This window comes from Methylobacterium sp. E-012 (assembly GCF_057836545.1).
Genome location: NZ_JBYQEY010000001.1, coordinates 2,854,409 through 2,878,422 on the forward strand (window position 1 = coordinate 2,854,409; position 24,014 = coordinate 2,878,422).

The following is a 24,014-nucleotide window of genomic DNA, read 5'->3' on the forward strand; positions in this document are numbered from 1 at the left end:
GGTGCGGGAGGCATCAAGAATTCCCGTTAGAAAGCAATAATGGCGTGGATGACCGGTGCGGGAGGTAAGCCATTGCAGACATTGAGCTATGACTTAACTGCTCGGGGAGCCATCCAATCATCATCGTCTGGGGGCGTCCACGCCGGTGACGGGTTTCCCGTCCTGTGGGCGATCGGCCACCGGCCAGATCGGTGGCCGCCCGGATGAGGGCGGCGAGTTTCGTGATCGTCCAGGGTTCATTCACCCAGCCGGATGAGGCCGGACGTCTCGCGCCGCCGATCGCCCGGGCTTGCGCGCCGCGCCGGTCCGGCCCATCCGTGCCGTCGTCTCACGATGCCTGGATCCGCGATGACTCCCACCGGAACGCCCCCGCGCAGCCTCACCGCCATCGTGCTCGCGGCCGGGAAGGGCACGCGGATGCGCTCGGACCTGCCGAAGGTGCTGCACCGGATCGCCGGGCGCAGCATGCTCGGCCACGTCCTCGCCGCCGTACAGGCGGCCGGCGCCGGCCGGATCGCCGTCGTGGCCGAGCCCGGCCGCGACGACGTGGCCGCCGAGATCGCGAGGGCGGCCCCCGGCGCGCAGGTCTTCCCGCAGGCCGAGCGGCTGGGGACGGCCCACGCCGTGCTGGCGGCCCGTGCGGTGCTGACCGATCCGGACGACGACGTGGTCATCGCGTTCGGCGACACGCCGCTCATCACCGCCGAGACCTTTTTGCGCCTGCGCGCGCCCCTGGCCGACGGCGCGGCCGTCGCCGTGCTGGCCTTCGAGAGTGCGACGCCGGCGGGATACGGACGCGTTCTCACCGCCGGGAGCCGCGTCCTGGCGATCCGCGAGGAGAAGGATGCGAGCCCGGCCGAGCGGGCCGTGACCCTGTGCAATGCCGGCCTGATGGCGCTCGCCGGGCGGCACGCTCTGGCCCTGCTCACCCAGATCGGCAACGACAATGCCGCGGGGGAGTATTACCTCCCGGACGCCGTGGCGCTCGCGGTGGCGGACGGGCTGCCGGTCACCACCGTGCCGGTGGACGAGGCGGAGGCGCAGGGTGTCAACGACCGGGTGCAGCTCGGCGTCGCCGAGGCGGCGATCCAGGCCCGGCTGCGCCGCGCCGCCATGCTGGGCGGGGCCACCCTGGTCGCCCCCGAGACGGTGTTCCTCAGCTACGACACGGTCCTCGGGCGCGACGTGGTCGTGGAACCCAACGTCGTGTTCGGGCCGGGGGTGCGGGTCGGCGATGGCTGCACGGTTCGGGCCTTCGCGCACCTCACCGAGACCGAGATGGCGTCGAGCGTGACGATCGGCCCGTTCGTGCGGCTGCGCGGGCACGCGGTGCTGGAGACCGGCGCGGAACTCGGCAACTTCGTCGAACTGAAGAACACCCGGATGGGGGCGGGCGCCAAGGCCGCGCATCTCACCTATCTCGGGGACGCGGAGATCGGCGCGAAGGCCAATATCGGCGCCGGCACGATCACCTGCAATTACGATGGCGTGCTCAAGCACCGGACCACGATCGGCGCCAGCGCGTTCATCGGCTCGAACTCGGCCCTGGTCGCCCCGGTCACCGTGGGGGAGGGGGCCTACGTCGCCTCCGGCTCCGTGATCACCGACGACGTCCCGGCCGACGCCATGGCGGTCGCCCGCGGCCGGCAGGCGGTGAAGCCCGGCTGGGCGAAGCTGAAGCGCGCCGCCTTGCTGGCCGAGAAGGCTTTGCGCAAGAAGGCGTGACGCGCCGCGGCCTCCGGGCCCCTGCCGTACTGGCCGGGGCTGGCCCTGCGCGGCTCGGATCCGGTACAAGCCACCCTTGGACGCGCCCTGCGCGGAGCGGCCCGGACCTTGCGCGCAGGGCCTCCCGGGCGTCGGAGCGAGAGACAATCCCATGTGCGGCATCGTCGGCATCGTCGGGCGCGACGCGGTGGCGGGTCAGGTGATCGAGGCCCTGCGGCGTCTCGAATACCGCGGCTACGATTCCGCCGGCATCGCCACCCTGGAGCACGGGCGGCTGGAGCGGCGCCGGGCATCCGGCAAGCTCGTCAACCTGGAGAACCGGCTCGAGCGCGAGCCGCTCACCGGGACGATCGGCATCGGCCACACCCGCTGGGCGACCCATGGCCGGCCCAACGAGACCAACGCCCATCCGCACGCCACCCGGCGGCTGGCGGTGGTGCACAACGGCATCATCGAGAATTTCCGCGAGCTGAAGCAGGAGCTGGAGGCCGACGGCATCGTCTTCGAGACCGAGACCGACACCGAGGTCGTCGCCCAGCTCGTCAGCCGCAACATGGACCGCCAGATGGGGCCCGTCGAGGCGGTGGCCGCCGCCCTGCCGCGCCTGCGCGGCGCCTTCGCCCTGGGCTTCCTGTTCGCCGGCGAGGAGAATCTGCTGATCGGCGCCCGCCACGGCGCCCCGCTCGCGGTCGGCTTCGGCCAGGGCGAGACCTATCTCGGCTCCGACGCCCTGGCGCTGGCCCCCTTCACCGACGCCATCACCTACCTCGACGAGGGCGACTGGGCGATCCTAACCCGGGACGGCGCCGAGATCCGCGACCAGGCCGGCGCCCACGTCGAGCGCCCGCGCCAAAAAATCGCCACGCAGGCCTACCGGATCGACAAGGGCGAGTACCGCCACTTCATGGCCAAGGAGATCCACGAGCAGCCCGAGGTGGTGGGCCGCACGCTCGCCCATTACGTCGACCTGGCGCAGGGGCGGGTGATGCTGCCCGAGGCGCTGCCCTTCGACTTCGCCAAGCTCAGCCGCGTCTATATCACGGCCTGCGGCACCGCCTTCTATGCCGGTCTCGTCGCGCGCTACTGGTTCGAGCAGGTGGCGCGCCTGCCGGTGGAGATCGACGTCGCCTCCGAGGCCCGCTATCGCGAGGCGCCCCTGGAGAAGGACGGGTTGACGCTGGTCATCTCGCAATCGGGCGAGACCGCCGACACGCTCGCCTCCCTGCGCTACGCGAAGAGCCAGGGCCAGCACACGCTCTGCGTGGTCAACGTGCCGACCTCGACCATCGCGCGGGAATCCTCCGTGGTGATGCCGACCCTGGCCGGACCGGAGATCGGCGTCGCCTCCACGAAGGCGTTCTCGTGCCAGCTCACCGTGCTGCTCTGCCTGGCGATCGCGGCCGGCCGGGCGCGCGGCACCCTCGACGCGGCCGGCGAGCGGCGCCTCGTCGACGCGCTGATCAAGGCGCCGGGCCTGATGGCCGAAGCGCTGTCCCACGAGCCGGAGATTGAGGGCCTCGCACGGGAGATCGCGAAGGCGCGGGACGTCCTCTATCTCGGCCGGGGCACCAGCTACCCGATGGCGCTGGAGGGCGCGCTGAAGCTCAAGGAGATCAGCTACATCCACGCGGAGGGCTACGCGGCGGGCGAGCTGAAGCACGGGCCGATCGCCCTGATCGACGAGAGCGTTCCCGTGATCGTGATCGCGCCCCACGACGCGGTATTCGAGAAGACCGTCTCGAACATGCAGGAGGTGGCCGCCCGCGGCGGCCGCATCGTGCTGATCGGCGACGCCAAGGGTGCGGCCGAGCATGGGCTCGACACCCTCGCGACCTTCACCATGCCGGCGGTCGACGCCACCGTGGCGCCGATCGTGTACGCGGTGCCGATCCAGCTGCTCGCCTACCACACGGCGGTGTTCATGGGGAAAGACGTCGACCAGCCGCGGAATCTGGCCAAGTCGGTCACCGTCGAGTAGCCGCGCCGGCCGGACGCGGCGCCGTCCTTGCGTGCGGCCCGATCCCGCAGAAAACGGTATGCGCAGCCCATGACCGAAACCGACTCCGACGCCCTCCGCTGGCTCGACGGGCAGGAGGGCGTGATGCTGGCCCTGCTGGAGGAGCTGGTGAACATCGATTCCGGCTCCTACGACAAGGCCGGGGTCGATGCCGTCGGCGCCCGCATCGCCGACTTCCTCGCCGGCCACGGCATCCCGGTCACCACGGTCCCGGTGGAGGGTTTTGGCGACGCGCTGCGGGCCCAGGTCGCCGGTTCCGGGGGCGGGAACCGTCCGGTCGTGCTCATGGGCCACCGCGACACCGTCTTCCCGAAGGGCGAGGCCGCGCAGCGGCCGTTCCGGATCGCCGCGGGGCGCGCCTACGGGCCGGGGGTCGCCGACATGAAGGCGGGCCTCGTGATGAACGCCTTCGTGCTCGCGGCCTACCACCGGGCGGGCGGTGCGCGGGTGCCGCTCACCGGCCTGTTCACCAGCGACGAGGAGATCGGTTCCCCGGCCTGCCGGCCGATCATCGAGGAGACCGCCCGCGGCGCCCGGGCCGTGCTGAATTCCGAGCCGGGGCGGCCGACCGGCAACGTCGTCACCGGCCGCAAGGGCGGCGTGTTCATGCATCTGGAGGTGCTGGGCAAGGCCGCCCATTCCGGCGGCAATTACGCGGACGGACGGAGCGCCATCCTGGCGCTGGCCCACAAGACCGTCGCGCTCCACGCGATCACCGACCTCGACAGGGGGACGACGGTGAATGTCGGGCTGGTCTCCGGCGGCCAGTCGGTGAACACCGTGGCGCCCCGGGCGACCTGCGAGATCGACCTGCGCTACGTCACCCCGCCCGACCGGGAGGCGGCGATGGACCGGATCGCCGCCATCGTGGCGGATGCCACGGTGCCGGGGACGACCGCGCACCTGACCGTCAAGGGCGCGTTCCTTCCACTCGTCCAGGACGCGGCCTCCCGGGCGCTGTTCGAGACCTACGCTGGCGTGAGCGCGGGGCAGGGCCATCCCGTCGCGGGCGAATTCGCCGGGGGCTGCGCCGATTCCGGATTCACCGCCAGCGTCGGCTGCCCGACCCTCTGCGCGGTCGGCCCGGTGGGCGGCAAGGCCCATTCGCCCGAGGAGTACCTGGAGGTGGCGAGCCTCGTCCCCCGCGCGCGGGCGATGGCGCAGACCATCGCGGCGCTGGCGGAGGGCTGAGGAAATCTGTGCTCACGGGGCGATGCTCCGGCCCTTCGAACCCGCGCGGGTCTTCGCCGATCCTCTGGCGCCGCCCGCGCGAGACCCGCTCAGACGCGCAGGGCCGCCGCGAGGCGCAGCAGGAAACCGTCGAGGGCGGATTTGTCGATCCAGCGCAGCACCGCCACCAGATCGCGGTCCGGATCGCACCAGATCACGTTGTTGCCGGCGCCGAGCGCGCTGAACGACGTGGCCGGCAAATGCGGCTTCGCGGTCGCGCCCCGGTTGAGCCACCAGAGATAGCCGTAGCTGTCGAGGGTCGGCGACGGGGTCAGCATGGCGCGGATCCAGCGCTCCGACAGCAGCCGCCGACCGTTCCAGGCGCCGCCGCGGTTGATGAGCAGACCGAAGCGGGCATGATCGTCGGCGCCGATGAACAGGCCGCCGCCCCAATGTCCGCCCCCCGGCACCGACGGGATCCGTGCGCCGTCGACCGTGACCCAGCTGGTGTCGTAGCCGTGCCACGCCCAGTCGCGGGAGGCGCCGATCGGATCCAGGATCCGCTCACGCAGCACCTCCGGCAGGGGGCGGCCGAAGCGCCGCATCAGGCAATAGGACAGCAGGTTCACCCGCACGTCGTTGTACTCGTAATAGGTGCCCGGCGGGTTCGGCGCGCGCCGCTGGCCCTTGCGGCTGTTGTCCGCCCCCGGACCGATCTGCCGGAAATGGTCGACCTGATCGGACTTGCCGAACAGCGTTCCCTGCCACTCGCTCGATTGCTGCAGCAGGTGGCGCCACGTGATCGCCCCGTTATGCGGCCCCTCGAGACACGGGTCGGGCACGCTGTCCCGCACCGGCGCGTCCACGTCGGGGATCAACCCGTCATCGTGGGCGAGGCCCGACAGCACCGCCAGGTAGCTCTTGGCGATGGAGAAGGTCATGTCCGGCCGGCCCGTATCGCCCCAGGCGGCGACGCGGCGTCCGTCCTTGAGGATCACGCCCGCCGGACCGCCCCGCGGGCGCACCGGCCCGACGATGTCGCTCCACGGTCCGGTCTCGTTCCACTCGACGATCCCGACGTAGCGCCCGTCCGGGTAGAACAGGCTGCGGGGCCACGCGCTCTCGTTCGCCGCGGCATACCCCACCGCCTCCGCGAGGCGGGCGGGATCGAACCCGGCCTCACCGGGATCGACGGTCTTCCAGGGATCCGCGGGCCAGGACGGTGTCGTCGATGATGCCAATGTCTGCCTCACACAGGGTCTGAGTCGATGAGCGGGACGCATCGCTTGTCAGGCTCGTTCCAGACGTCCCGCTCCGCCGTGGCGCGCTCGGGAAGCCCCCGGCGACCGAGCCCTTCGCCACCCAGCCGAGACGGGAAGCAGAATGCGCGCCGCGCCATGCCGGCGGGAAACGGGCCGCGCTCCAGCGCCACTGCGCCGGACCCGCACCCCGGCGCGGCCACGGCCTTGAAAGGCTCGAAGTGATCGTGAAGATCGCTGCATATTCCTATATTGACGGAGCAGAAATCGTTTTATTAGACAATTATACACTGCGATAACAACAATAAAAACCATCAATAAACGCATCGATGCGTGTTCATCGACAGATATTCAGTTTAAAAAATCTGTTTTCTTTGCCAAAAAAATCTACCCAAAAAATCCCTACGGCCATAAACTGTCGGTTTAGTCCTGTCGGTGGATCGTCACCGCAAGCCGATAGGCTGATTCAGATCTCCCGACGATGAAGGACGTGGCGGGCGAGCATGGCGGCGGCAATCGATACAGGATCCGGGGAAGGCCCTGCGCGCGCCGGGCATCGGACGGCTTTCGGCGTGGTCGGAAGCGCCGTCGCCCTCGTCGTACCGCTGATGCTCCTCGCCGCCCCCCGATCGGACGTCGTGGCCCTCGTGCGCGGCCCGGGATCCGACGCCGCCGACCTCGCCCGCGTGGTCGCCGAAGCGGGCGGGTCGATCGTGAATGTCGGCGGCCGGCCAGATATCCTGATCGCCCGCTCGGACAGCGACGGCTTCGTCGGACGCCTCTACGCGGCGGGGGCTTGGCTCGTCCTCGACGGACGCCTCGCCGACGGCTGCGGACGACAGGGCGCAGCGCTCACCCCTCGAGACGACACCAACACCGGACATTCCACACGATGAACCATCTCGACGCCCTCCGGCGCAGCTTCGGCCGCACGCTCATCGCGACCCTGTGGGCGCATGTGCCGATCGTCGCGGGCGCCGAAGTCGCCCTGACCAGCGGGCTGCCGGCGCCGGGCCCGATCGCGGCCGTGGTGATCCTGGCCGGGACCGCGACTTTGCTGTGGCGCCGCGACCCGATCGGCCAAGCCACGCGCATCGTCAGCGGCCTTGCCCTAATCGGCATGGCGGCCGTGTTCCTGACCGTCTTCACCGGTCATCCCTGGCAGATCGACCTGCACATGTACTTCTTCGCCTGCCTGGCCGTGCTCGTCGGCTGGTGCGACTGGCGCGTGATCCTGGCGGCGACACTGGCCACCGCGGTCCATCATCTCGCCCTGGATCTGGCGATTCCGGCGCTGGTCTTCCCGGACGCCGCCAGCGACCTCGGGCGCGTCGCGCTGCACGCGGCGATCGTGGTGACGGAGGCCGCCATCCTGATCTGGGTCTGCCGGATGACGGTCCGGTCGTTCGAGGCCCTCGGCCGATCCGAGAAGGAGGCGCAGGCCCAGCTTGCCCGCGCCAGCGTTCTGGAGCGCGAGAACGCGGACGCGCATAGCTCCCTCGATGCGGCCCGGCGGAGCACCACCGAGCAGCTGGCCCAGACCTTCGAGACGACCGTCGGCGGCATTCTGGCTCACGTCTCGACGGCGGCGACGAGCCTGCGCAGGGCTGCCGCCGACATGTCCGCGACGGCTTCGGACTCCGCACGCCGGTCGTCGGAGGTGGCCTCTGCGGCCGGGGACGCGGCGCAGACGGCCGAGACCGCGGCCGCGGCCACGGCGCAGCTCGGCGCCTCGCTGGGTGAGATCGAGCGGCAGGTGAGCGGATCCGCAGAGCTCGCCAACGTCACCGCCGCCGAGGCGGCGGACGCGGTCCCCCTGGTCCAGGAACTGAGCGCGGCCGCCGAGCGGATCGGCGACGTGGTGGCGTTGATCTCGACGGTGGCCGCCCAGACCAACCTGCTGGCCTTGAACGCCACGATCGAGGCCGCCCGGGCCGGCACGGCGGGCCGGGGCTTCGCGGTCGTCGCCGCCGAGGTGAAGGAACTGGCCAGTCAGACCGCCAAGGCCACAGAGGATATCGGCCAGCAGGTCGGGCGGATCCAGACCTCCACGCATCGGGCGGTCACGGCGGTGAACGCGATCACGGTCCGCATCCGCGACATGAATGCGCTCGCCACGCAAATCACCGCATCCGTCCGCGACCAGGGTGCCGCCGCCGAGCGGATCGTCCGCAGCGTCGCCGAGGCGGCGAGCGGCACCGGCGCCGTCAGCTCCACCGTCGCGGCGGTCGCCGTGACCGTCGAGGCGACCGGAGCGACCGCGAACGGCGTCCTGGCCTCCGCCTCCGAACTGTCGGCCGAGTTCGAGACCCTCGGGCAGGAGGTCGGCCGCTTCCTGGCCTCGGTCCGCGCGGCCTGAGCGGCCCTGGACCGGGGCGGCTCAGCCGCCTCTGTGCGGCGGGTCGGGGACGCGGTCGAACGGCACGCCGTCGTACCCCTCCAGCCAAGCGGTCCGGGGTTCGGAATTCGCCGGATACGGACAGACGTCCCTGGGACGGCCGCGCGCCCGGGCATGGGCCCCCTCGCTGATCGGATCCGGCGACGGGTCGTGGAGCGGCGTCTGGCTCATGACCGGACAACGTGCCGGCCCGGGCGCAGTTCAGCCGAGGGGCCGTTCGGCCGCACCGCCGCGTCTCAACACGAGGGCGACCCAGCCCTCGATCAGGCCCCGGCGCACCAGCGCGAAACCCTGCAGACGGTAGGCCGAGAGCACGCCCGGAACGTCGCGCTCGATCAGCCCGGACAGGACCAGCACGCCGCCGGGCGCGACCACCCGCGTCAGCGACGGGGCGAGGAGCCGCAGCGGCCGCGCCAGGATGTTGGCGAAGACCAGATCGAAGTGGCGGGGCCGGGACGCGAGCCGGTGGCGCACCCCGGGGCCGTGATAGAGCTTGAGATAGGGGCCGAGGCCGTTGGCCCGGGCATTCTCCCGCGCCGTGTGCACCGCCTCCGCGTCGAGGTCGCCGGCCACCACGGGCTGCCGGAGCGCCTTGGCGGCCGCGAAGGCGAGGATCCCGGTGCCCGTGCCGACATCCAGGACGCGGGCCGGCCGCCGCCGCTTCAGCACGTCGACCAGCGCCCGGAGGCAGCCCAGAGTCGTGCCGTGATGACCGGTGCCGAAGGCCAACGCCGCCTCGATCTCGATGGGCAGGTCGTTGGCGCGCACCGCATCGCGGTCATGCGCGCCGTGGACGAGGAACCGCCCGGCCCGGACCGGCTTCAGCCCCTCGAGCGAGGCCCGGACCCAGTCCTGCTGTTCGATGGTGCGGAACTCCGCGGTGTCGGCTGCAGCGCCGATCACGGGCCGGATCAGCGCGCGGACGTAATCCTCGTCGGGCGCATCGGCGAAGTAGGCCTCCAGCCGCCACGTGCACCCGTCCGCATCCTCGAACGCCGCCACGGCGGTCTCGGTGGGATCGAACATCTCCCCCAGCAGATCGGTCATCGCCCGCGCCGAGCGCTCGTCGGTCAGCAGGCGCAGGACGTGGGACGGGCGGTGGGGCGGAAGGCCTTCGAGCATGGTGCCGGGCTGTAACGCCCGGGCGCGCGACATCACAGGGGGCAAGGGGCGGCCGACGCGAAAAAATCCTCCCCGGGGCCAGAACCGGGCGCGGGACCGGGCCAGGGCGCCCATTTGTTGCCGGTTGGACACAAGCAGAAATACTTGTCCTTCGAGCCAGCCAGATCAGTGTTCGGGGCCGCAGTCTGTGCTTAGTCAGTCTCGGCTTCCCGAAGCCCGAACCCTCAACTCGGGCGCGCCGTCCATTCCGCGGCGGCACGCCGGTTTTGACAGGCACCAGCGATCCATGACCTCGCCCCTCCTCATCAGCGTTGCCTTCGCGTTCGCGACCGCTGGAGCGGCTTGGCTCTGGGGGCTCCTGGTGGCGGTCGGCATGAACAGGCTGCCGGACGTCGGATCGATGGAAAAACCCGACCTCCGGACCTGGTGATCGGTCGCGTCCGGGATTCGCACGATCGGCCGCCCAGGAATGCGGCATGGTGTCTACGCGTTAACCACAGGCTCCGGCGAATCGCACGGAACTCGCTGCGCAGAGCCACGTTTTTGCGGGCTTCGGCCGTGAATCACGATTGAGCAGGGTGCGTACCGCGTGACCAAGTCCAGGCGTTCCGGCCCCCGCGGGCCCGTGGTGGTCAACGAGGCGTCCGGACCGTCGCGGCCGCGCGACCGGCTCTTCGGCGCGCCGACGCCGGACGGCCCCCTGCCCGGCCACCTCCTCGTCCTCCTCAGCCGCCTGCACCGCGCGGAAGCCGCGCCGCCAGAGCCCCGTGAGACCCCGCACGGCTGAGACCGGGCGGAACACCCTCGAATACAGGACACCGCCGGCCGCACGGGACGCGGCCGGGCGGACCTTGGCCGCGCGCGGCGACAACCCTATGATCCCCGTCATACCCGGCCGGATATAACGGCCCGCGACAGGGAAGCTTCCATGCGCCTGACCCGACGGATCCTGGCCGCGCTCGCGCTCGGCATGCTGGCGGTGCCCCCCGCATCCCGGCCGGCGCGTGCGGCGGAGCCCGTGGTGGTGTTCGCCGCGGCGAGCCTGAAGAATGCGCTGGACGACGCGGCGGCGGCCTGGACGAAAGAGTCCGGTAAGACGGCCCGGATCTCCTATGCGGGCTCGAACGCCCTCGCCAAGCAGATCGAGGCGGGGGCGCCCGCCGATCTGTTCATCTCGGCGGATCAGGCCTGGATGGATTACGTCGAGCGGGCCGGGCTCCTGAAGCCGGGCTCGCGGGTCGACCTCCTGCGCAACGCGCTGGTGCTGATCGCGCCGGGCCCCGAGAACGCCGGCTCCGATCCGCAGATCGCCCTGGCGCCCGATCTCGGGACGACGCTGCCGAAACTGCTCAGCGGCGGCAAGCTCGCCATGGCGACGATCGATGCCGTGCCGGCCGGCAAATACGGCAAGGCCGCCCTGGAGAAGCTCGGAGCCTGGGAGGCCGTGAAGGGTCAGGTGGCCCAGGCCGAGAATGTCCGCGCCGCCCTGCTGCTCGTCGCCCGCGGCGAGGCCCCCCTCGGCATCGTCTACGCCACGGACGCCGCCGCCGATTCGAGCGTCCACGTGCTGGCTACCTTTCCGGCCGACAGCCACCCGCCGATCGTCTACCCGGCTTCCGTCATCCGCGACTCGCACAATCCCGATGCCGCCGCCCTGCTGACCGCCCTGCGAAGCCCGGCCGCCCGGGGGGCCTTCGAGCGCCAGGGCTTCACGGTCGTCGCGCCGCCCAAAGCCGGCCACTAGCGGCTCGGCCGCCGTGCTGGGTCTCACCCCGGAGGAATGGACCGCCGTCGCCCTGAGCCTGCGGGTCGCCACGGTGGCGACGCTGGCGAGCCTCGTCCCCGGCCTCGCGATCGCGTGGCTCCTGGCGCGGCGCCGGTTCCCCGGGCGGGCGCTCCTCGATGGTCTGGTCCATCTGCCGCTGATCCTGCCCCCGGTGGTGACCGGCTACCTCCTGCTGCTCGCCTTCGGCCGGCGGGGCCCGCTCGGCGGTGCGCTGGCGGAGATCGGGATCGTCCTCGCCTTCCGCTGGACGGGGGCGGCGCTGGCCTGCGCGGTGATGGGCTTCCCCCTGATGGTGCGGGCGATGCGGCTGTCGATCGAGGCTGTGGATCGCCGGCTGGAGCAGGCGGCCGGGACGCTGGGCGCCAGCCCGTTCACGGTGTTCCTCACAGTGACGCTGCCGCTGAGCCTGCCGGGCTGCATCGCGGGCGCCGTGCTGGCCTTCGCCAAGGCGATGGGCGAGTTCGGCGCCACCATCACCTTCGTGTCGAACATCCCGGGCGAGACCCAGACGCTGCCCTCGGCGATCTACACGCTGACCCAGGTTCCCGGCGGCGAGGGCCCGGCCCTGCGCCTCACCCTGGTGTCGATCGCCATATCGGTGACGGCCCTGCTGGTCTCCGAGTTCCTGGCGAACCGTGCCGGGCGGCGGCTGGGCGCGGGCTGACGCATGGCCGCCCCGGTCGCACCCCTCATCCCGGCGACGGCCGCTGGCCCGGTGACCCGAACCTCAGCCGGTATGGGCCGCGCCCGCCCCGGCGTAGGCGTAGGGGCCGCCCGCATCCAGCGCCCGCCGATAGGCCGGGCGGGCCTGGATGCGCCCGAGCCATGCCCGGACCTGCGGGCCGAGCCCGGTGCCCCGCGCCGCGAACGCCTCCAGCGGGAAGCTCATCATGATGTCGGCGGCGGTGAAATCCGCACCGCAGAGATACGGTCGGTCGGCGAGCTCCGCCTCCCAGAACGCCGCGTGCCGGCGCAGATCGGGGTCGACGAAGCCCCGCAGCACGGTGTCGGCGATCCGGCGGACCAGGGGACGCAGGAGCCACGGGCTGCCCGGCGCCAGGCGGGAGAAGATCAGCTTGAGGAGGAGCGGCGGCATCGCGGAGCCCTCCGCGTAGTGCAGCCAGTAGACGTAGCGGGCGTGCGCGTCCGTCCCCGGGGCCGGCACCAGCCCGCCCCCGGCCTTGGCGGTGAGATAGCTGACGATCGCACCCGTCTCGGCGACCACGATCCGACCGTCGGTGATCACCGGCGACTTGCCCAGGGGATGGACGGCGACCAGTTCCGGAGGCGCCCGCAGGGTCTGCGGATCGCGCGCGTAGCGCTTCACCGTGTAGGCCAGGCCGAGTTCCTCCAGGAGCCAGAGGACGCGCTGCGAGCGGCTGTTCTCGAGATGGTGGACGGTGATCATCGGGGCTGTGTCCCGGCCGGCGCAGGCCCGCGCCGCGCTCGCTCTTACCCGAGTCGCACGCCGTGAGCATTCAGGTCGATGTCACCCTCCGCCGGGGAGCCTTCGCCCTCGACGCGGCCTTCGAGGCCGGGCCGGGGCTCACCGCCCTGTTCGGCCGCTCGGGCTCGGGGAAGACGACGCTGATCGACCTGATCGCCGGCCTCGCCCGGCCGGACCGGGGCCGGATCGTCGCCGACGGCGCGACCCTGGTCGATACGGCCGCCGGGCTGTTCCTCCCGCCCCACCGGCGGCGGATCGGCGTGGTGTTCCAGGATGCGCGGCTGTTCCCCCATCTCAGCGTGCGGACCAACCTCGAGTACGGCCGCCTCGTCGCCCGGCACCGGGCCGACCCGGCGACCTTCGCGGCTGTGACCGGCATGCTCGGCATCGGCCCTCTGCTCGACCGCCGGCCCGCCGGTCTCTCCGGGGGCGAGCGCCAGCGGATCGCCATCGGCCGAGCGCTCCTCGCGCGACCGCGCCTCCTGCTGATGGACGAGCCCCTGGCGGCGCTGGACGAGGCCCGCAAGGCCGAGATCCTCCCCTATGTCGAGCGCCTGCGCGACGAGGCCGGGGTGCCGATCGTCTATGTCAGCCACGCGGTCTCGGAGGTGGCGCGGCTCGCCAACACGGTGGTGGTGCTCGAGGCGGGGCGCGTGGCCGCCGCCGGCCCGGCGGAGGCGATCCTGCGCCGGGCCGATCTCGTGCCGGTCCACGATGCCGAGGCCGGCGCCCTCCTCGACATGGTCGTGGCGGCGACCGATCCGGCAACCGGCCTCACCTGCCTGACCGGCGCGGCCGGGCGCCTGCTGGTGCCGGGGCTGATGCGCCCGGCCGGGACGCGCCTGCGGGTGCGGATCCCCGCCCGCGACGTGCTGGTCGCCACCATCCGTCCCCAGGGCCTCAGCGCCCGCAACGTCCTGGCCGGACGGATCTCCAAGATGGTCCCGTCGGGCGCGGAGATGTCCGTGGAGATCGATTGCAACGGCGCGCATCTGGTGGCGCGCCTGACCGTGGCCGCGGTCCGGGACCTCGGGCTCGCGGTCGGGCAACCGGTCCACGCGATCGTCAAGAGCGCCGCCTTCGACCCGGCGGGCATCGGCCTGCTGCGTCCCGCGGTGGCGATCTGACGCCGCAGCCGGCCGGTCTCCGTGGGCAGCTGGGACGGCGCTACCCGATCTGGGTCAGCAGCGTGAACGCGCCGAAGACCAGCACGGCGCCGACCGACGCGGCCAGGAGGATGAGGGCGGCGCGCGATTCCCGTACTTCCGGCGACATGGGCCTCCCCGTCTCGATGCTGGCTGTGCGCGATACCGCGAGCCGGAGATTCGCACCGATGTCGCCCCCTGTCGACATCGATCGGGGCGCGTCCGCACATGGCTTGGCCGATCCGGCGCCGGTTTTGACCGGCTCGGGCGGATGTGCCGAACGGTTCGCCGTCCTGTTCCGCCGGCGGGTCGGAACGCCCCCGGCCGCCTTCCGTGACCGTCGCCGCCCGTCCTGATCCCGGACGGAGATCGCTTGACGCGCGCCACCCGATAGGCACCTCTGTACCGATCGGTACAAATTCGTGAGCCCGCGCCATGTCGGACCGCCCGCCCGTCCCGCCCTTCACCACCGAGACCGCCGCCCAGAAAGCCCGCATGGCCGAGGATGCCTGGAACGGGCGCGATCCGGAGCGCGTCTCGCTGGCCTACACGCCGGACAGCGTGTGGCGGAACCGCAGCGAATTCCTGATGGGGCGCCCGGCGATCGTCGCCTTCCTCCAGCGCAAATGGGCGCGGGAGCTCGAGTACCGGCTGATCAAGGAGGTCTGGACCTTCGGCGGCGACCGGATCGCGGTGCGCTTCGCCTACGAGTGGCACGATGCGGACGGGCAATGGTTCCGCTCCTACGGCAACGAGAACTGGCAGTTCGATGCGCAGGGGCTGATGCGCCGCCGGATCGCAAGCATCAACGATCTGGCGATTCCCGAAGCCGACCGGAAATTCCACTGGCCCCTGGGCCGGCGGCCCGACGATCATCCCGGCCTGAGCGATCTCGACCTCTGACAGCCATGCGGGCCGAGATCCTCCCGGCCCTCGCCGAGGCGTTCCGCCAGCACGGCTACGAGGGGGCGAGCCTGTCGCGGATCACGCAGGCGACCGGCCTGGGCAAGGGCAGCCTCTACCGCCTCTTCCCGGGGGGGAAGGACGAGATGGCCGCCTGCGTGCTCGACGCGATCGATGGCTGGTTCGAGTCCGAGATCTTCGCACCCCTGCGGCAGGGGGAGCCCCCCGGGGAGGCCGTGTCGGCGATGTTCGAGGCGGTGGAGCGCTACTTCCGGTCCGGACAGCGCGTCTGCTTGGTCGGCGTCCTGGCGCTGGGCACCGGCCGGGATCGGTTCGCCGCGGCGGTGCGGAGCTACTTCGCCCGGTGGATCGAGGCCCTGGCCGCGTCCCTGCGCCGCGCCGGGCATGGCGAATCCGCCAGCACGGCGCTGGCGGAGGAGGTCGTGGCGCAGATCCAGGGGGCGATCGTCCTGGCGCGGGCTCTGGACGATCCGGCGCTCTTCACCCGCAGGCTCGCCACGCTGCGGTCACGGATCGCGACCGCTTGAGGCGCGGGCTCAGGCGGCGGTGCGGCGCTCGACCATCCGGGCCAGGAAGGCGCTGCCCGTTGGGATGATCGAATCGTCGAAATTGTAGCCCGCATTGTGCAGGCCCGGACCGGGGCCGGCGCCGAGCCAGACATAGGCGCCGGGCACCACCCGGGTCATGTCGGCGAAATCCTCGCTGCCCATCTTCGGGACGACGTTCGCCTCGACCTTGTCGGCGCCGAGCAGTTCGGTCGCGACCTCGGCGGCGGCGGCGGCCTGCTCGGGGGCGTTCTCCAGGACCGAGAACACGTCCTGCAGATCGACCGTCACCTCGGCGCCATAGGCCGCGGCGAAGCCCGCCGCGAGTTCCCGCATCCGCGTCCCGGCAAGCGTGCGGATCTCCGGGTCGAAGGTCCGGATCGTCCCGGCGAGGTGGGCCGTCTCCGGGATGACGTTGTAGGCGGAGCCCGCCTCGATCCGGGTGATCGACAGCACGATCGACTTCAGCGGGTCGGCGTTGCGCGAGACGATCGATTGCAGCGCCTGGGCGAGGCCGGTGGCGACCACGATCGGGTCGACGCCGCGATGGGGCTGGGCGGCGTGGGCGCCGGTGCCGCGGATGTGGATGTCGAAGAAATCGGCCGCCGCCATGATCGGTCCGGGACGCAGCTTGATCGTGCCCGCGCCGCCGCCGGGCTGGTTGTGCAGCCCATAGATCTCGTCGCAGGGGAACCGCTCGAACAGCCCGTCCTTCAGCATGGCCCGCGCGCCGCCGCGCCCTTCCTCCGCGGGCTGGAACACGAAGACCGCCGTGCCGTCGAAGTCGCGGGTCTCGGCGAGGTAGCGCGCGGCGCCGAGCAGCATCGTGGTGTGGCCGTCATGGCCGCAGGCGTGCATCTTGCCGGCATAGGTGGAGCGATAGGGGAGGTTGGTCTCCTCCTCGATCGGCAGGGCGTCCATGTCGGCGCGCAGGCCGATCCGCCGGCCGTTATCGGTGCGGCCCTTGAGCAGGCCGACCACCCCGGTGCCGCCGACGCCCCGATGCACCTCGCAGCCGAATGTCTCCAGCATGTCGGCGACGATGCCGGCGGTGCGCACCTCCTCGAAGCCGAGTTCGGGATGGGCGTGCAGGTCGCGGCGGAGCGCCGTCAGCGCGTCGGCATAGGTGTTGATGCGGTCGATCGGGCTCATGTGTCGGAACTCTCGGGGGACCTGTCGGGAGCGGACGTCTCGGGCGGCGCCGCGCCGCCGCAGGCACCGTCCCCGTCCGTGCGCCGGAACGGCGTCAGCGTGTCGAGGACGTCCACCGCCTCGGCGACGTGGGCGCGCTCCCGCTGCAAGTAATCGGCCACCGCGCGGCGGAGCGCCGGGTCGGCGATGTCGTGGGCCGAGTGCATCAGCACCGGGCGATAGCCCCGGGCGAGCTTGTGCTCTCCCTGCGCCCCGGCCTCGACCCGCTTCAGGCCCCGGGCGATCGCGAAGTCGATCGCCTGATAATAGCAGACCTCGAAATGCAGGAACGGATGGTCCTCGACGCAGCCCCAGTTGCGCCCGTAGAGCGCCGTGTCGCCGATCAGGTTGATGGCGCCCGCGATGTAGGCGCCGGACCGCTTGGCCATCACCAGCAGCACCCGGTCGGCCATGCGCTCCGAGAGCAGCGAGAAAAACCGGCGGTTCAGGTAGGGCCGCCCCCATTTCCGGGAGCCGGTATCCGTATAGAAGGCGTAGAACGCGTCCCAATGCGCCTCGGTGATGGCGCCGCCGGTGAGGTGCTCGACGGTGATGCCGGGGGCCAGCGCGTCGCGGCGTTCCTTGCGGATGTTCTTCCGTTTCCGCGAGGCGAGGGCGGCGAGGAAGTCGTCGAAGCCCGCGTAGCCGTCGTTCTCCCAGTGGAACTGCTGGTCGGTGCGCTGCAGGAAGCCCGCCTCGCCGGCCCGGTCCCACTCGGCTTCCCGCATGAAGGTCACATGGACAGAGGAGGCCTTGGTCTCGCCCCGCAGCGCCCGCAGGCCGGCGATCAGGCCGGCGGTGGCCTCGTCCGGATCGGCACCCGGGGCGATCAGGAAGCGCGGGCCGGTCACCGGCGTGAACGGCACGCTGACCTGGAGCTTCGGGTAGTACGACCCGCCGGCGCGCTCATAGGCGTCGGCCCAGCCGTGGTCGAACACGTATTCGCCCTGGCTGTGCGATTTCAGGTAGCAGGGCGCGACGCCGAGCCGCCGGCCGTCGCGCTCGACGGAGACGTGGAGCGGCAGCCAGCCGGTCCGGCGCGAGACGCAGCCCGAATCCTCCAGCGCCGAGAGGAAGGCGTGCGAGACGAACGGGTTGTGGGTTTCGTCGCCGGCCGCCAGGGTCTCGGGGGAGAAGGCGCAGGCATCCCAATCCGCCGCGCCGATCTCCTTCAATCCGGGAAGCGCGCGCACGGTGAGCGCGGCGGTCTCCGGCATCGGCCCGGGTGCTTGCTTCATGGCACCTAGTCTAGTCCGACCCGGAGGAGGGGCAAGCGGGCGGATGCGCGCGGCAGCGCGGGAAGCCTTGGCAGATGGGCGGCGGCGTCACACAATCATCGTCGGCGGACCAGGGACGACACATCAGGAGCCGGCGTGATTCGTCCCCAGTCAGACCTCCGATTCCACAGGGCACCCGAAGGGCGCCCACCGGACGACTTTGCCGAGGATGTTCTGTGCGAGATGAGCAACCTCGATGCGCAGGATACGAACGTCCCTGGCACGATATTCATATCCACTGCGCTCGGCTCGCATGGACCGCGGGTGGAGTGGTATCCGGATCGGGCCGGGCGGACGCTGCCCTGCCTGATCGTCTCGATCGACGCCGATCCCGGGATACGGGAGGACTTCGTTCAGAGCCCGGCTTCGCGCGCTGCGGCGCCGAAGGTGATCGCCTGGGTGCGCCTGAACCATGCCGCGCTGCTGGACTTCTGGGCGAACGGGGCGTCGTGGAACCGGCGTGACGTCGCAAGCTTCCTGGATGGATTGCGGAAGCTGCCGTGAACCGAGGCCCCGCGGCTGCAGCCCGGCTCACCCGGCGAACCGCCGGCGTGTTGTCATCCTATCTGTCACGGCACGAACCCCTCGAACACCATCTGGTTCGCGTGCGCGCCCGCGCGGGCGCGCTGGTCCTCGGTCCTCACGGTCCAGGCCATGACGGGGATCCGCCCGAGCAGCCGGCAGAGATAGGTCGGCGCACAGGGCAGGTCGTCCACCCGCCAGGACAGGAAGTCGGGCCGGGTCTCGGCGAAGTGCAGCAGGTTGGACAGGGCCAAGCGGGCGCTCGGCGGCAGCGCCGCGTAGACCGGATCGTCCTGGGTGGTCTCCGCCACGATGCCCCGGGGGATCGTGGCCGGACACAGGGGGCGTAGGCCTGCCACCACCTGCGGGTCGAAGGATTTCAGCGCCACCGGGCCCTCATAGGCGGCAGCGACCTGTGCGGCGCGGGTCGCGAGCCGCAGGTCGCCGTCGTAGCGCGACTTCACCTCGATCACCACTGGCACCGCCCCGGCCACCGCCGCCAGGAAGGCCGGCAGGGTCGGGATCGTCTCCGCGGTCCCGGCGACGGCGAGCGTCCCGAGTTCGGCCGCCGAGCGCTCCGCCACCGCCTCGCGCGCCTCCGTGAGCCGGCCCAGGGCGGCGTCGTGGAACACCATCGCCTCGCCGTCGGCGCTCAGCTGCACGTCGCACTCGATCGCGAACCCGCCGGCGACCGCGGCGCGGGCGGCCGCCAGGGTGTTCTCCGGCCGGCCCGCCCCCCGGTTGTGCAACCCGCGATGGGCGATCGGCCGCGCGGTCAGCCAGTCGGGGGCGGCCACGCTAGCGGACCTCGAACATCGCCTCGACCTCGACGGCGGCGTCGAGGGGGAGTTCCGCGACGCCGACGGTGGAGCGGGCATGGCGCCCGCGGTCGCCGAGCAGCGCGACCATCAGGTCGGAGGCACCGTTCATCACGCCCGCGACCGCCGAGAAGCCCGGCGCCGCGTTGATGAAGCCGCCGAGCCGCACGCATTGGACGAGGGCGCGGTCGAGGTCGCCCACCGCCGCCTCGAGCTGGGCGAGGACGTTCAGGGCGCAGAGCCGGGCGGCCGCCTTGCCGGCCTCCGGGGAGACGCCGCCGCCGACCTTGCCCGTGTGCTCGGCCGCGATGGCGCCGTCCGCGCCGAAGCAGACCTGGCCGGAGATCACCACGAGGTTGCCGGTGCGCACGAACGGCACGTAGTTGGCCACCGGCGCCGCCGCCTTCGGCAGGGCGAGGCCCAGCGTTTCCAGGCGTTCCTTGACCGTGCTCATCGGACGTTCCCTCGGTTCCCGCGAATCCGTGCCCGTCAGGAGCACGGCCGTCCCCCGCGGCGCAAGGGGGGCGCACGGCAGATCCCGGACGGCCGCCGCGCCCCGCTGCCACCCCATGGGCAGGCTAGAACCGCGCCGTCCCGGGCTTCGCGCAGACCTGCCGCGCGGGGCGAAAGACCATTGAAACGTTGACAGCGCCGCGCACTTTCATAGTAATCGCGCGCGTGCCGCCCATGACTGAGGCGGCACTTTCATTTGGAGCCGGCTACGCTTGCTCCAGCCATTACGAGAGACGGAGACGGGACCCGTGACGTCAGCCCTTCTGCCGACCTACGTCCGCGCGCCGCTCGCCTTCGCGCGCGGCGCGGGCGCCTGGCTCGAGACCGAGGGCGGCGAGCGATATCTCGACTTCGGCGCGGGCATCGCGGTGAACGGCCTGGGCCACGCCCATCCGCACCTCGTCGGCGCGCTCACCGAGCAGGCGAATCGGATCTGGCACACCTCGAACCTGTTCGAGATCCCCGGCGGCGAGCATCTCGGGCAGCGCTTGGCGGACGCGACCTTCGCGGACGTGGTCTTCTTCTGCAACTCGGGCGCGGAGGCCAACGAGGCGGCGATCAAGATCGCCCGCAAGTACCACGCGGCCGGGGGCAATCCGGAACGCTACCGGATCGTCACCTTCGCGGGCGCCTTCCACGGGCGGACGCTGGCGACCCTCGCGGCCGGCGGCCAGCAGAAATACCTGGAGGGCTTCGGGCCCCGGGTCGAGGGATTCGATCAGGTTCCGACCGGTGATCTCGCCGCCCTGGAGGCCGTCATCGGGCCCGAGACGGCGGCGCTGATGATCGAGCCGATCCAGGGGGAGGGCGGCGTGCGGGTGATTCCCCACGCTGAGCTCCGTCGCCTGCGGGAGATCTGCGACGCGCACGGCCTGCTCCTGATCATGGACGAGGTCCAGACCGGCGTCGGCCGCACCGGCCGTCTGTTTGCCCATGAATGGTCCGGCATCACCCCGGACATCATGAGCGTGGCCAAGGGCATCGGCGGCGGCTTCCCGATGGGCGCCTGCCTGGCGACCCGCGAGGCCGCACGCGGCATGACCGCGGGCACGCACGGCACCACCTTCGGGGGCAATCCGCTGGCTATGGCGGTGGGCAACGCGGTGCTGGACGTCGTCCTGGCGGACGGCTTCCTCGAGCGCGTCGCCCGCTCCGGCCTGCTGCTCAAGCAGAAGCTCGCGGCCCTGCGCGACCGCCACCCCCACGTGTTCCAGGAGATCCGCGGCGAGGGGCTGATGCTCGGCCTCAAGCTCGGCGTGCCCAACACCGATTTCGCCGCCGCGGCCCGGGACGCGCATCTGCTGGTGATCCCGGCGGGCGACAACATCGTCCGCCTGCTGCCGCCGCTCACCATCGGCGATGCCGAGATCGACGAGGCGGTCCGCCGCCTCGACGCGGCCGCCTCTGGTTTCGAGGCCGTGCGCGGCGCGGCCGAATAGGTCCGATTCCCGGACCGTCGAACACCGTCCGCCGCCCCGCGGCGGGCGGCCTGAAGCGTTTCCGGATACGGTCGATCCCGCCGTGTCTGACGGGAATGCCCCTGCAAGGAGATAGAGTGCCGTTCATGATCAGGTGATCGTTGAGCTGACTCTAGTTATTGTGACGCGATGAAAGCCCAGATGAATGGCCGGGCCGAGGCCCCGGCCCCGCACCTGAACGGTGCCGGCCCTCGCCACTTCCTCGATCTCACGGATTTGTCCGGGGCGGAGCTGCGCCAGGTCCTCGACGCCAGCGCCGCCATCAAGGCGCGCCGCCGCAAGGGCGAGCGAGCGGCCGAGCGCCCGCTCACCGGCAAGACCCTCGCGATGGTGTTCGACCGGCCCTCGACCCGCACCCGCGTCTCCTTCGACGTGGCCATGCGTGAGCTCGGCGGCGAGACCCTGATGCTCACCGGCTCAGAGATGCAGCTCGGCCGCGGCGAGACCATCGGCGACACCGCGCAGGTGCTGTCCCGCTTCGTCGACGCGATCATGATCCGCATCCTCGACCACGGGCAGATGCTGGAACTGGCCGAGCACGCCACGGTGCCGGTGATCAACGCCCTGACCAAGGTCTCGCATCCCTGCCAGATCATGGCCGACGTGCTGACCTTCGAGGAGCATCGCGGGCCGATCAAGGGCCGCACCGTGGCGTGGTCGGGCGATGCCAACAACGTGCTGGCGAGCTGGGTCCACGCGGCCGCGCGGTTCGACTTCACCCTGAACGTCGCCAGCCCCCCAGAACTCGCGCCGCCGCCGGGGCTCCTCGCCTGGGCGAAGCAGGAAGGCGCCGCCGTCCACGTGACGACCGACGCGTTCGCGGCCGTGGCCGGCGCCGATGCCGTGGTGACGGATTGCTGGGTCTCGATGGGCGACGACGACGAGGCCCACCGCCACAACCTGCTGAGCCCCTATCAGGTCAATGCCAAATTGATGGCCGCGGCGAACCCGGACGCGATCTTCATGCATTGCCTGCCGGCCCATCGCGGCGAAGAGGTGACCGCCGAGGTGATGGACGGCCCGCGCTCCGTGGTGTTCGATGAGGCCGAGAACCGCCTGCACGCGCAGAAGGGGATCCTGGCTTGGTGCCTGCGGGCCAGCGGGCTCTGATCCCGGGCTCGCGCTCGCGGGACCGGCGCACCATATAGGCTGAGCGGGCCGCGCAGGCGGCCCGCATCCCCATCACGGCTGCCGGCAGGCGGCATCCCGGCAACGGATCTGGCGCATCGCGCCCGTTCTCCCGCGGGGGCGCAGGCGGGGCTGAGGGATCCGATCGCACCGCCAAGGTCATTTCCTCACGCCGCCCCGCCCCTCGGGACGAGGAACCCACGCCTCGCCGGGACGGATCGATCGGAGAGGGCATGACGTCAGGACATCAATCGCAATCCCAGCCGCAGCACGCAGCGACCGGGAACGGCCACGCGGGTGAAGACGACGCGGTGCTGCCCTTCGCGGTGGAGGCCCTGGACGTGCGCGGGCGCATCGTCCGGCTCGGCCCCGCCGTGGACACGATCCTGCGCCGCCACGGCTATCCGGACCCGGTCGCGCGGCTGCTCGGCGAGGCCGCCGCGCTCACGGTGCTGCTGGGCTCCTCGCTGAAGTTCGACGGCCGGTTCCAGTTGCAGACCAAGACCGACGGGCCGGTGGCGATGATCGTGGTGGATTTCGAGGCGCCGGACCGCCTGCGCGCCACCGCGCGCTTCGCGCCGGAGCGGGTCGCCGCCCTCGGTGCGGGTCCGCTGAAGGATCGCGACCTGATCGGGGCGGGCCATCTCGCCATGACCATCGACCAGGGCACCGCCTCCAGCCGCTACCAGGGCGTCGTCGCCCTGGACGGCCAGAGCCTGGAGGAAGCGGCGCATCAGTATTTTCGCCAGTCCGAGCAGATCCCGACGCAGGTGCGCCTCGCGGTCGCTGAGTCGCTGGAGGAGACCACCGGGCGCTGGCGGGCCGGGGGGCTGATCGTGCAGTTCCTGCCCCAGTCGGTGGACCGGGCCCGCCTCGCCGACCTGCCGCCGGGGGACATCCCGGAGGGTCACGTGCACCTCTCGGGGGGGGCGCCGGAGGACGATGCCTGGGTCGAGGCGCGCTCCCTGGTGGCGACGGTCGAGGATCACGAGCTGGTCGACCCCAACGTGTCGAGCGAGCGCCTGCTCTACCGGCTGTTCCACGAGCGCGGCGTGCGGGTGTTCGACCGCCAGACCGTGCAGGAGACCTGCCGCTGCTCGCAGGCGCGGGTGATGGGCATGATCCGCTCCTTCTCCCCGCAGGAACGGCATGACATGGTGGCGGATGACGGGCGCATCGTGATCACCTGCGAGTTCTGCTCGCGGCGCTACGAACTCGACCCGCAGGCGGTCGAGGCCGAGATCGCGGAGCAGCCTCGTCAGTAGACACTGCCTTCACGATCGAGATGGCAGGGTTTCTTTACGATACTAGGGCCGGGATTATCGTGTGGACCGGATGAATTCCGGTATGCATTGGGCTGCTTGACGCGCGCGACTGTGAAGGCGGGCGCGTGTGGGCCCGACCGCTGCCCTCATTCGGAAGCGACGTTTGAATCTCGTCGCTGCGGGGGAGAGCGGGCGCGTGGCAGTTCCGGACGGCCGGCCGCATCGACCGCGCGAGAATCCCAAACACGACGTATGAACCATCCCCGGGAGGAGCGGCCGATCAC

Annotated in this window: 24 protein-coding genes; 16 read left to right on the forward strand and 8 right to left on the reverse strand. The window is 71.4% G+C overall.

Annotated features, from left to right (window positions below; genetic code table 11):
• Positions 1 to 348 precede the first annotated feature (348 nt).
• The 3 genes from glmU (at position 349) to AC3IF1_RS13810 (ending at position 4,933) form a co-directional block, all read left to right on the forward strand.
• Positions 349 to 1,725, forward strand: a complete 1,377-nt coding sequence (gene glmU, locus AC3IF1_RS13800) for a bifunctional UDP-N-acetylglucosamine diphosphorylase/glucosamine-1-phosphate N-acetyltransferase GlmU (protein ID WP_489218059.1) — start codon at positions 349 to 351, stop codon at positions 1,723 to 1,725.
• A 151-nt stretch (positions 1,726 to 1,876) separates the two neighbouring features.
• Positions 1,877 to 3,703, forward strand: coding sequence for a glutamine--fructose-6-phosphate transaminase (isomerizing) (glmS, locus tag AC3IF1_RS13805; RefSeq protein WP_243967596.1), 1,827 nt, complete (start codon positions 1,877 to 1,879; stop codon positions 3,701 to 3,703).
• A gap of 69 nt (positions 3,704 to 3,772) precedes the next feature.
• The gene (locus AC3IF1_RS13810; protein ID WP_489218060.1) at positions 3,773 to 4,933 is read left to right on the forward strand and encodes a M20 family metallopeptidase; all 1,161 of its coding nucleotides are present in this window, start codon (positions 3,773 to 3,775) and stop codon (positions 4,931 to 4,933) included.
• A gap of 89 nt (positions 4,934 to 5,022) precedes the next feature.
• On the opposite strand, the gene AC3IF1_RS13815 is transcribed toward AC3IF1_RS13810, so the two are convergent.
• Positions 5,023 to 6,153, reverse strand: coding sequence for a serine hydrolase domain-containing protein (locus tag AC3IF1_RS13815; protein ID WP_489218061.1), 1,131 nt, complete (start codon positions 6,151 to 6,153; stop codon positions 5,023 to 5,025).
• 590 nt (positions 6,154 to 6,743) lie between these two features.
• On the opposite strand from AC3IF1_RS13815, the gene AC3IF1_RS13820 reads away from it, so the two are divergent.
• Positions 6,744 to 7,067, forward strand: a complete 324-nt coding sequence (locus AC3IF1_RS13820; protein WP_489218062.1) for a hypothetical protein — start codon at positions 6,744 to 6,746, stop codon at positions 7,065 to 7,067.
• Complete coding sequence (locus tag AC3IF1_RS13825) at positions 7,064 to 8,530, forward strand: methyl-accepting chemotaxis protein (RefSeq protein WP_489218063.1); 1,467 nt, start codon at positions 7,064 to 7,066, stop codon at positions 8,528 to 8,530. Before AC3IF1_RS13820 ends, AC3IF1_RS13825 begins: the two co-directional genes overlap by 4 nt.
• Before the next feature lie 21 nt (positions 8,531 to 8,551).
• Here the strand turns inward: AC3IF1_RS13825 and AC3IF1_RS13830 are convergent, their stop codons facing one another.
• Positions 8,552 to 8,740, reverse strand: a complete 189-nt coding sequence (locus AC3IF1_RS13830; RefSeq protein ID WP_489218064.1) for a ribosome modulation factor — start codon at positions 8,738 to 8,740, stop codon at positions 8,552 to 8,554.
• A gap of 30 nt (positions 8,741 to 8,770) precedes the next feature.
• The gene (locus tag AC3IF1_RS13835) at positions 8,771 to 9,691 is read right to left on the reverse strand and encodes a 50S ribosomal protein L11 methyltransferase (RefSeq protein WP_243967589.1); all 921 of its coding nucleotides are present in this window, start codon (positions 9,689 to 9,691) and stop codon (positions 8,771 to 8,773) included.
• A 286-nt stretch (positions 9,692 to 9,977) separates the two neighbouring features.
• On the opposite strand from AC3IF1_RS13835, the gene AC3IF1_RS13840 reads away from it, so the two are divergent.
• The 4 genes from AC3IF1_RS13840 (at position 9,978) to modB (ending at position 12,141) form a co-directional block, all read left to right on the forward strand.
• Complete coding sequence (locus AC3IF1_RS13840) at positions 9,978 to 10,121, forward strand: hypothetical protein (protein WP_489218065.1); 144 nt, start codon at positions 9,978 to 9,980, stop codon at positions 10,119 to 10,121.
• A gap of 159 nt (positions 10,122 to 10,280) precedes the next feature.
• Positions 10,281 to 10,478 (forward strand): hypothetical protein, encoded by a 198-nt coding sequence (locus AC3IF1_RS13845; RefSeq protein WP_243967587.1) that lies wholly within the window; start codon positions 10,281 to 10,283, stop codon positions 10,476 to 10,478.
• A 141-nt stretch (positions 10,479 to 10,619) separates the two neighbouring features.
• Positions 10,620 to 11,435, forward strand: a complete 816-nt coding sequence (gene modA / locus AC3IF1_RS13850; protein WP_489218066.1) for a molybdate ABC transporter substrate-binding protein — start codon at positions 10,620 to 10,622, stop codon at positions 11,433 to 11,435.
• 13 nt (positions 11,436 to 11,448) lie between these two features.
• Positions 11,449 to 12,141, forward strand: coding sequence for a molybdate ABC transporter permease subunit (gene modB, locus AC3IF1_RS13855; protein WP_243967585.1), 693 nt, complete (start codon positions 11,449 to 11,451; stop codon positions 12,139 to 12,141).
• 63 nt (positions 12,142 to 12,204) lie between these two features.
• Here the strand turns inward: modB and AC3IF1_RS13860 are convergent, their stop codons facing one another.
• Positions 12,205 to 12,885 carry a glutathione S-transferase gene (locus AC3IF1_RS13860; RefSeq protein WP_489218067.1) on the reverse strand — a complete coding sequence of 227 codons (681 nt, stop codon included), beginning with the start codon at positions 12,883 to 12,885 and terminating at the stop codon, positions 12,205 to 12,207.
• A gap of 62 nt (positions 12,886 to 12,947) precedes the next feature.
• On the opposite strand from AC3IF1_RS13860, the gene modC reads away from it, so the two are divergent.
• The 3 genes from modC (at position 12,948) to AC3IF1_RS13875 (ending at position 15,520) form a co-directional block, all read left to right on the forward strand.
• Entirely contained in the window at positions 12,948 to 14,051 is a 1,104-nt protein-coding gene (gene modC, locus AC3IF1_RS13865) for a molybdenum ABC transporter ATP-binding protein (RefSeq protein WP_489218068.1), read from the forward strand.
• Between the two features lie 453 nt (positions 14,052 to 14,504).
• On the forward strand, positions 14,505 to 14,972 hold the full coding sequence (locus AC3IF1_RS13870) for a nuclear transport factor 2 family protein (protein WP_489218069.1): 468 nt from the start codon (positions 14,505 to 14,507) through the stop codon (positions 14,970 to 14,972).
• Positions 14,973 to 14,977: 5 nt separating this feature from the next.
• A complete protein-coding gene (locus AC3IF1_RS13875) occupies positions 14,978 to 15,520 on the forward strand; it encodes a TetR/AcrR family transcriptional regulator (protein WP_489218070.1) in 543 nt (180 codons plus the stop codon).
• Between the two features lie 9 nt (positions 15,521 to 15,529).
• On the opposite strand, the gene AC3IF1_RS13880 is transcribed toward AC3IF1_RS13875, so the two are convergent.
• Both AC3IF1_RS13880 and AC3IF1_RS13885 read right to left on the reverse strand, forming a co-directional pair.
• On the reverse strand, positions 15,530 to 16,690 hold the full coding sequence (locus AC3IF1_RS13880) for a M20 aminoacylase family protein (RefSeq protein WP_489218071.1): 1,161 nt from the start codon (positions 16,688 to 16,690) through the stop codon (positions 15,530 to 15,532).
• Positions 16,687 to 17,967 (reverse strand): GNAT family N-acetyltransferase, encoded by a 1,281-nt coding sequence (locus tag AC3IF1_RS13885; protein ID WP_489218073.1) that lies wholly within the window; start codon positions 17,965 to 17,967, stop codon positions 16,687 to 16,689. Before AC3IF1_RS13885 ends, AC3IF1_RS13880 begins: the two co-directional genes overlap by 4 nt.
• Positions 17,968 to 18,189: 222 nt before the next feature.
• Between AC3IF1_RS13885 and AC3IF1_RS13890 the strand changes: the two genes are divergently transcribed.
• A complete protein-coding gene (locus AC3IF1_RS13890) occupies positions 18,190 to 18,510 on the forward strand; it encodes a hypothetical protein (protein ID WP_489218075.1) in 321 nt (106 codons plus the stop codon).
• 65 nt (positions 18,511 to 18,575) lie between these two features.
• Here the strand turns inward: AC3IF1_RS13890 and AC3IF1_RS13895 are convergent, their stop codons facing one another.
• Positions 18,576 to 19,325, reverse strand: a complete 750-nt coding sequence (locus AC3IF1_RS13895; RefSeq protein ID WP_489218076.1) for a glycerophosphodiester phosphodiesterase family protein — start codon at positions 19,323 to 19,325, stop codon at positions 18,576 to 18,578.
• 1 nt (position 19,326) lies between these two features.
• A complete protein-coding gene (locus tag AC3IF1_RS13900; RefSeq protein WP_489218077.1) occupies positions 19,327 to 19,800 on the reverse strand; it encodes a RidA family protein in 474 nt (157 codons plus the stop codon).
• Positions 19,801 to 20,107: 307 nt separating this feature from the next.
• Between AC3IF1_RS13900 and AC3IF1_RS13905 the strand changes: the two genes are divergently transcribed.
• From AC3IF1_RS13905 to AC3IF1_RS13915, 3 genes are all read left to right on the forward strand, one after another.
• A complete protein-coding gene (locus AC3IF1_RS13905) occupies positions 20,108 to 21,298 on the forward strand; it encodes an aspartate aminotransferase family protein (RefSeq protein ID WP_243967575.1) in 1,191 nt (396 codons plus the stop codon).
• Positions 21,299 to 21,466: 168 nt separating this feature from the next.
• Complete coding sequence (argF, locus tag AC3IF1_RS13910; RefSeq protein WP_243967574.1) at positions 21,467 to 22,447, forward strand: ornithine carbamoyltransferase; 981 nt, start codon at positions 21,467 to 21,469, stop codon at positions 22,445 to 22,447.
• A 251-nt stretch (positions 22,448 to 22,698) separates the two neighbouring features.
• Positions 22,699 to 23,730 (forward strand): Hsp33 family molecular chaperone, encoded by a 1,032-nt coding sequence (locus AC3IF1_RS13915; protein ID WP_489218079.1) that lies wholly within the window; start codon positions 22,699 to 22,701, stop codon positions 23,728 to 23,730.
• Positions 23,731 to 24,014: the final 284 nt, after the last annotated feature.

Bases quoted from the DNA above. Each gene is read 5' to 3' on its own strand.
- glmU (WP_489218059.1), top strand. From the start codon at position 349: ATGACTCCCACCGGAACGCCCCCGCGCAGCCTCACCGCCATCGTGCTC.
- glmS (WP_243967596.1), top strand. From the start codon at position 1,877: ATGTGCGGCATCGTCGGCATCGTCGGGCGCGACGCGGTGGCGGGTCAG.
- AC3IF1_RS13810 (WP_489218060.1), top strand. From the start codon at position 3,773: ATGACCGAAACCGACTCCGACGCCCTCCGCTGGCTCGACGGGCAGGAG.
- AC3IF1_RS13825 (WP_489218063.1), top strand. From the start codon at position 7,064: ATGAACCATCTCGACGCCCTCCGGCGCAGCTTCGGCCGCACGCTCATC.
- AC3IF1_RS13830 (WP_489218064.1), bottom strand. From the start codon at position 8,740: ATGAGCCAGACGCCGCTCCACGACCCGTCGCCGGATCCGATCAGCGAG.
- AC3IF1_RS13835 (WP_243967589.1), bottom strand. From the start codon at position 9,691: ATGCTCGAAGGCCTTCCGCCCCACCGCCCGTCCCACGTCCTGCGCCTG.
- AC3IF1_RS13840 (WP_489218065.1), top strand. From the start codon at position 9,978: ATGACCTCGCCCCTCCTCATCAGCGTTGCCTTCGCGTTCGCGACCGCT.
- modA (WP_489218066.1), top strand. From the start codon at position 10,620: ATGCGCCTGACCCGACGGATCCTGGCCGCGCTCGCGCTCGGCATGCTG.
- AC3IF1_RS13860 (WP_489218067.1), bottom strand. From the start codon at position 12,885: ATGATCACCGTCCACCATCTCGAGAACAGCCGCTCGCAGCGCGTCCTC.
- AC3IF1_RS13870 (WP_489218069.1), top strand. From the start codon at position 14,505: ATGTCGGACCGCCCGCCCGTCCCGCCCTTCACCACCGAGACCGCCGCC.
- AC3IF1_RS13875 (WP_489218070.1), top strand. From the start codon at position 14,978: ATGCGGGCCGAGATCCTCCCGGCCCTCGCCGAGGCGTTCCGCCAGCAC.
- AC3IF1_RS13880 (WP_489218071.1), bottom strand. From the start codon at position 16,690: ATGAGCCCGATCGACCGCATCAACACCTATGCCGACGCGCTGACGGCG.
- AC3IF1_RS13885 (WP_489218073.1), bottom strand. From the start codon at position 17,967: ATGAAGCAAGCACCCGGGCCGATGCCGGAGACCGCCGCGCTCACCGTG.
- AC3IF1_RS13890 (WP_489218075.1), top strand. From the start codon at position 18,190: ATGAGCAACCTCGATGCGCAGGATACGAACGTCCCTGGCACGATATTC.
- AC3IF1_RS13900 (WP_489218077.1), bottom strand. From the start codon at position 19,800: ATGAGCACGGTCAAGGAACGCCTGGAAACGCTGGGCCTCGCCCTGCCG.
- argF (WP_243967574.1), top strand. From the start codon at position 21,467: ATGAAAGCCCAGATGAATGGCCGGGCCGAGGCCCCGGCCCCGCACCTG.
- AC3IF1_RS13915 (WP_489218079.1), top strand. From the start codon at position 22,699: ATGACGTCAGGACATCAATCGCAATCCCAGCCGCAGCACGCAGCGACC.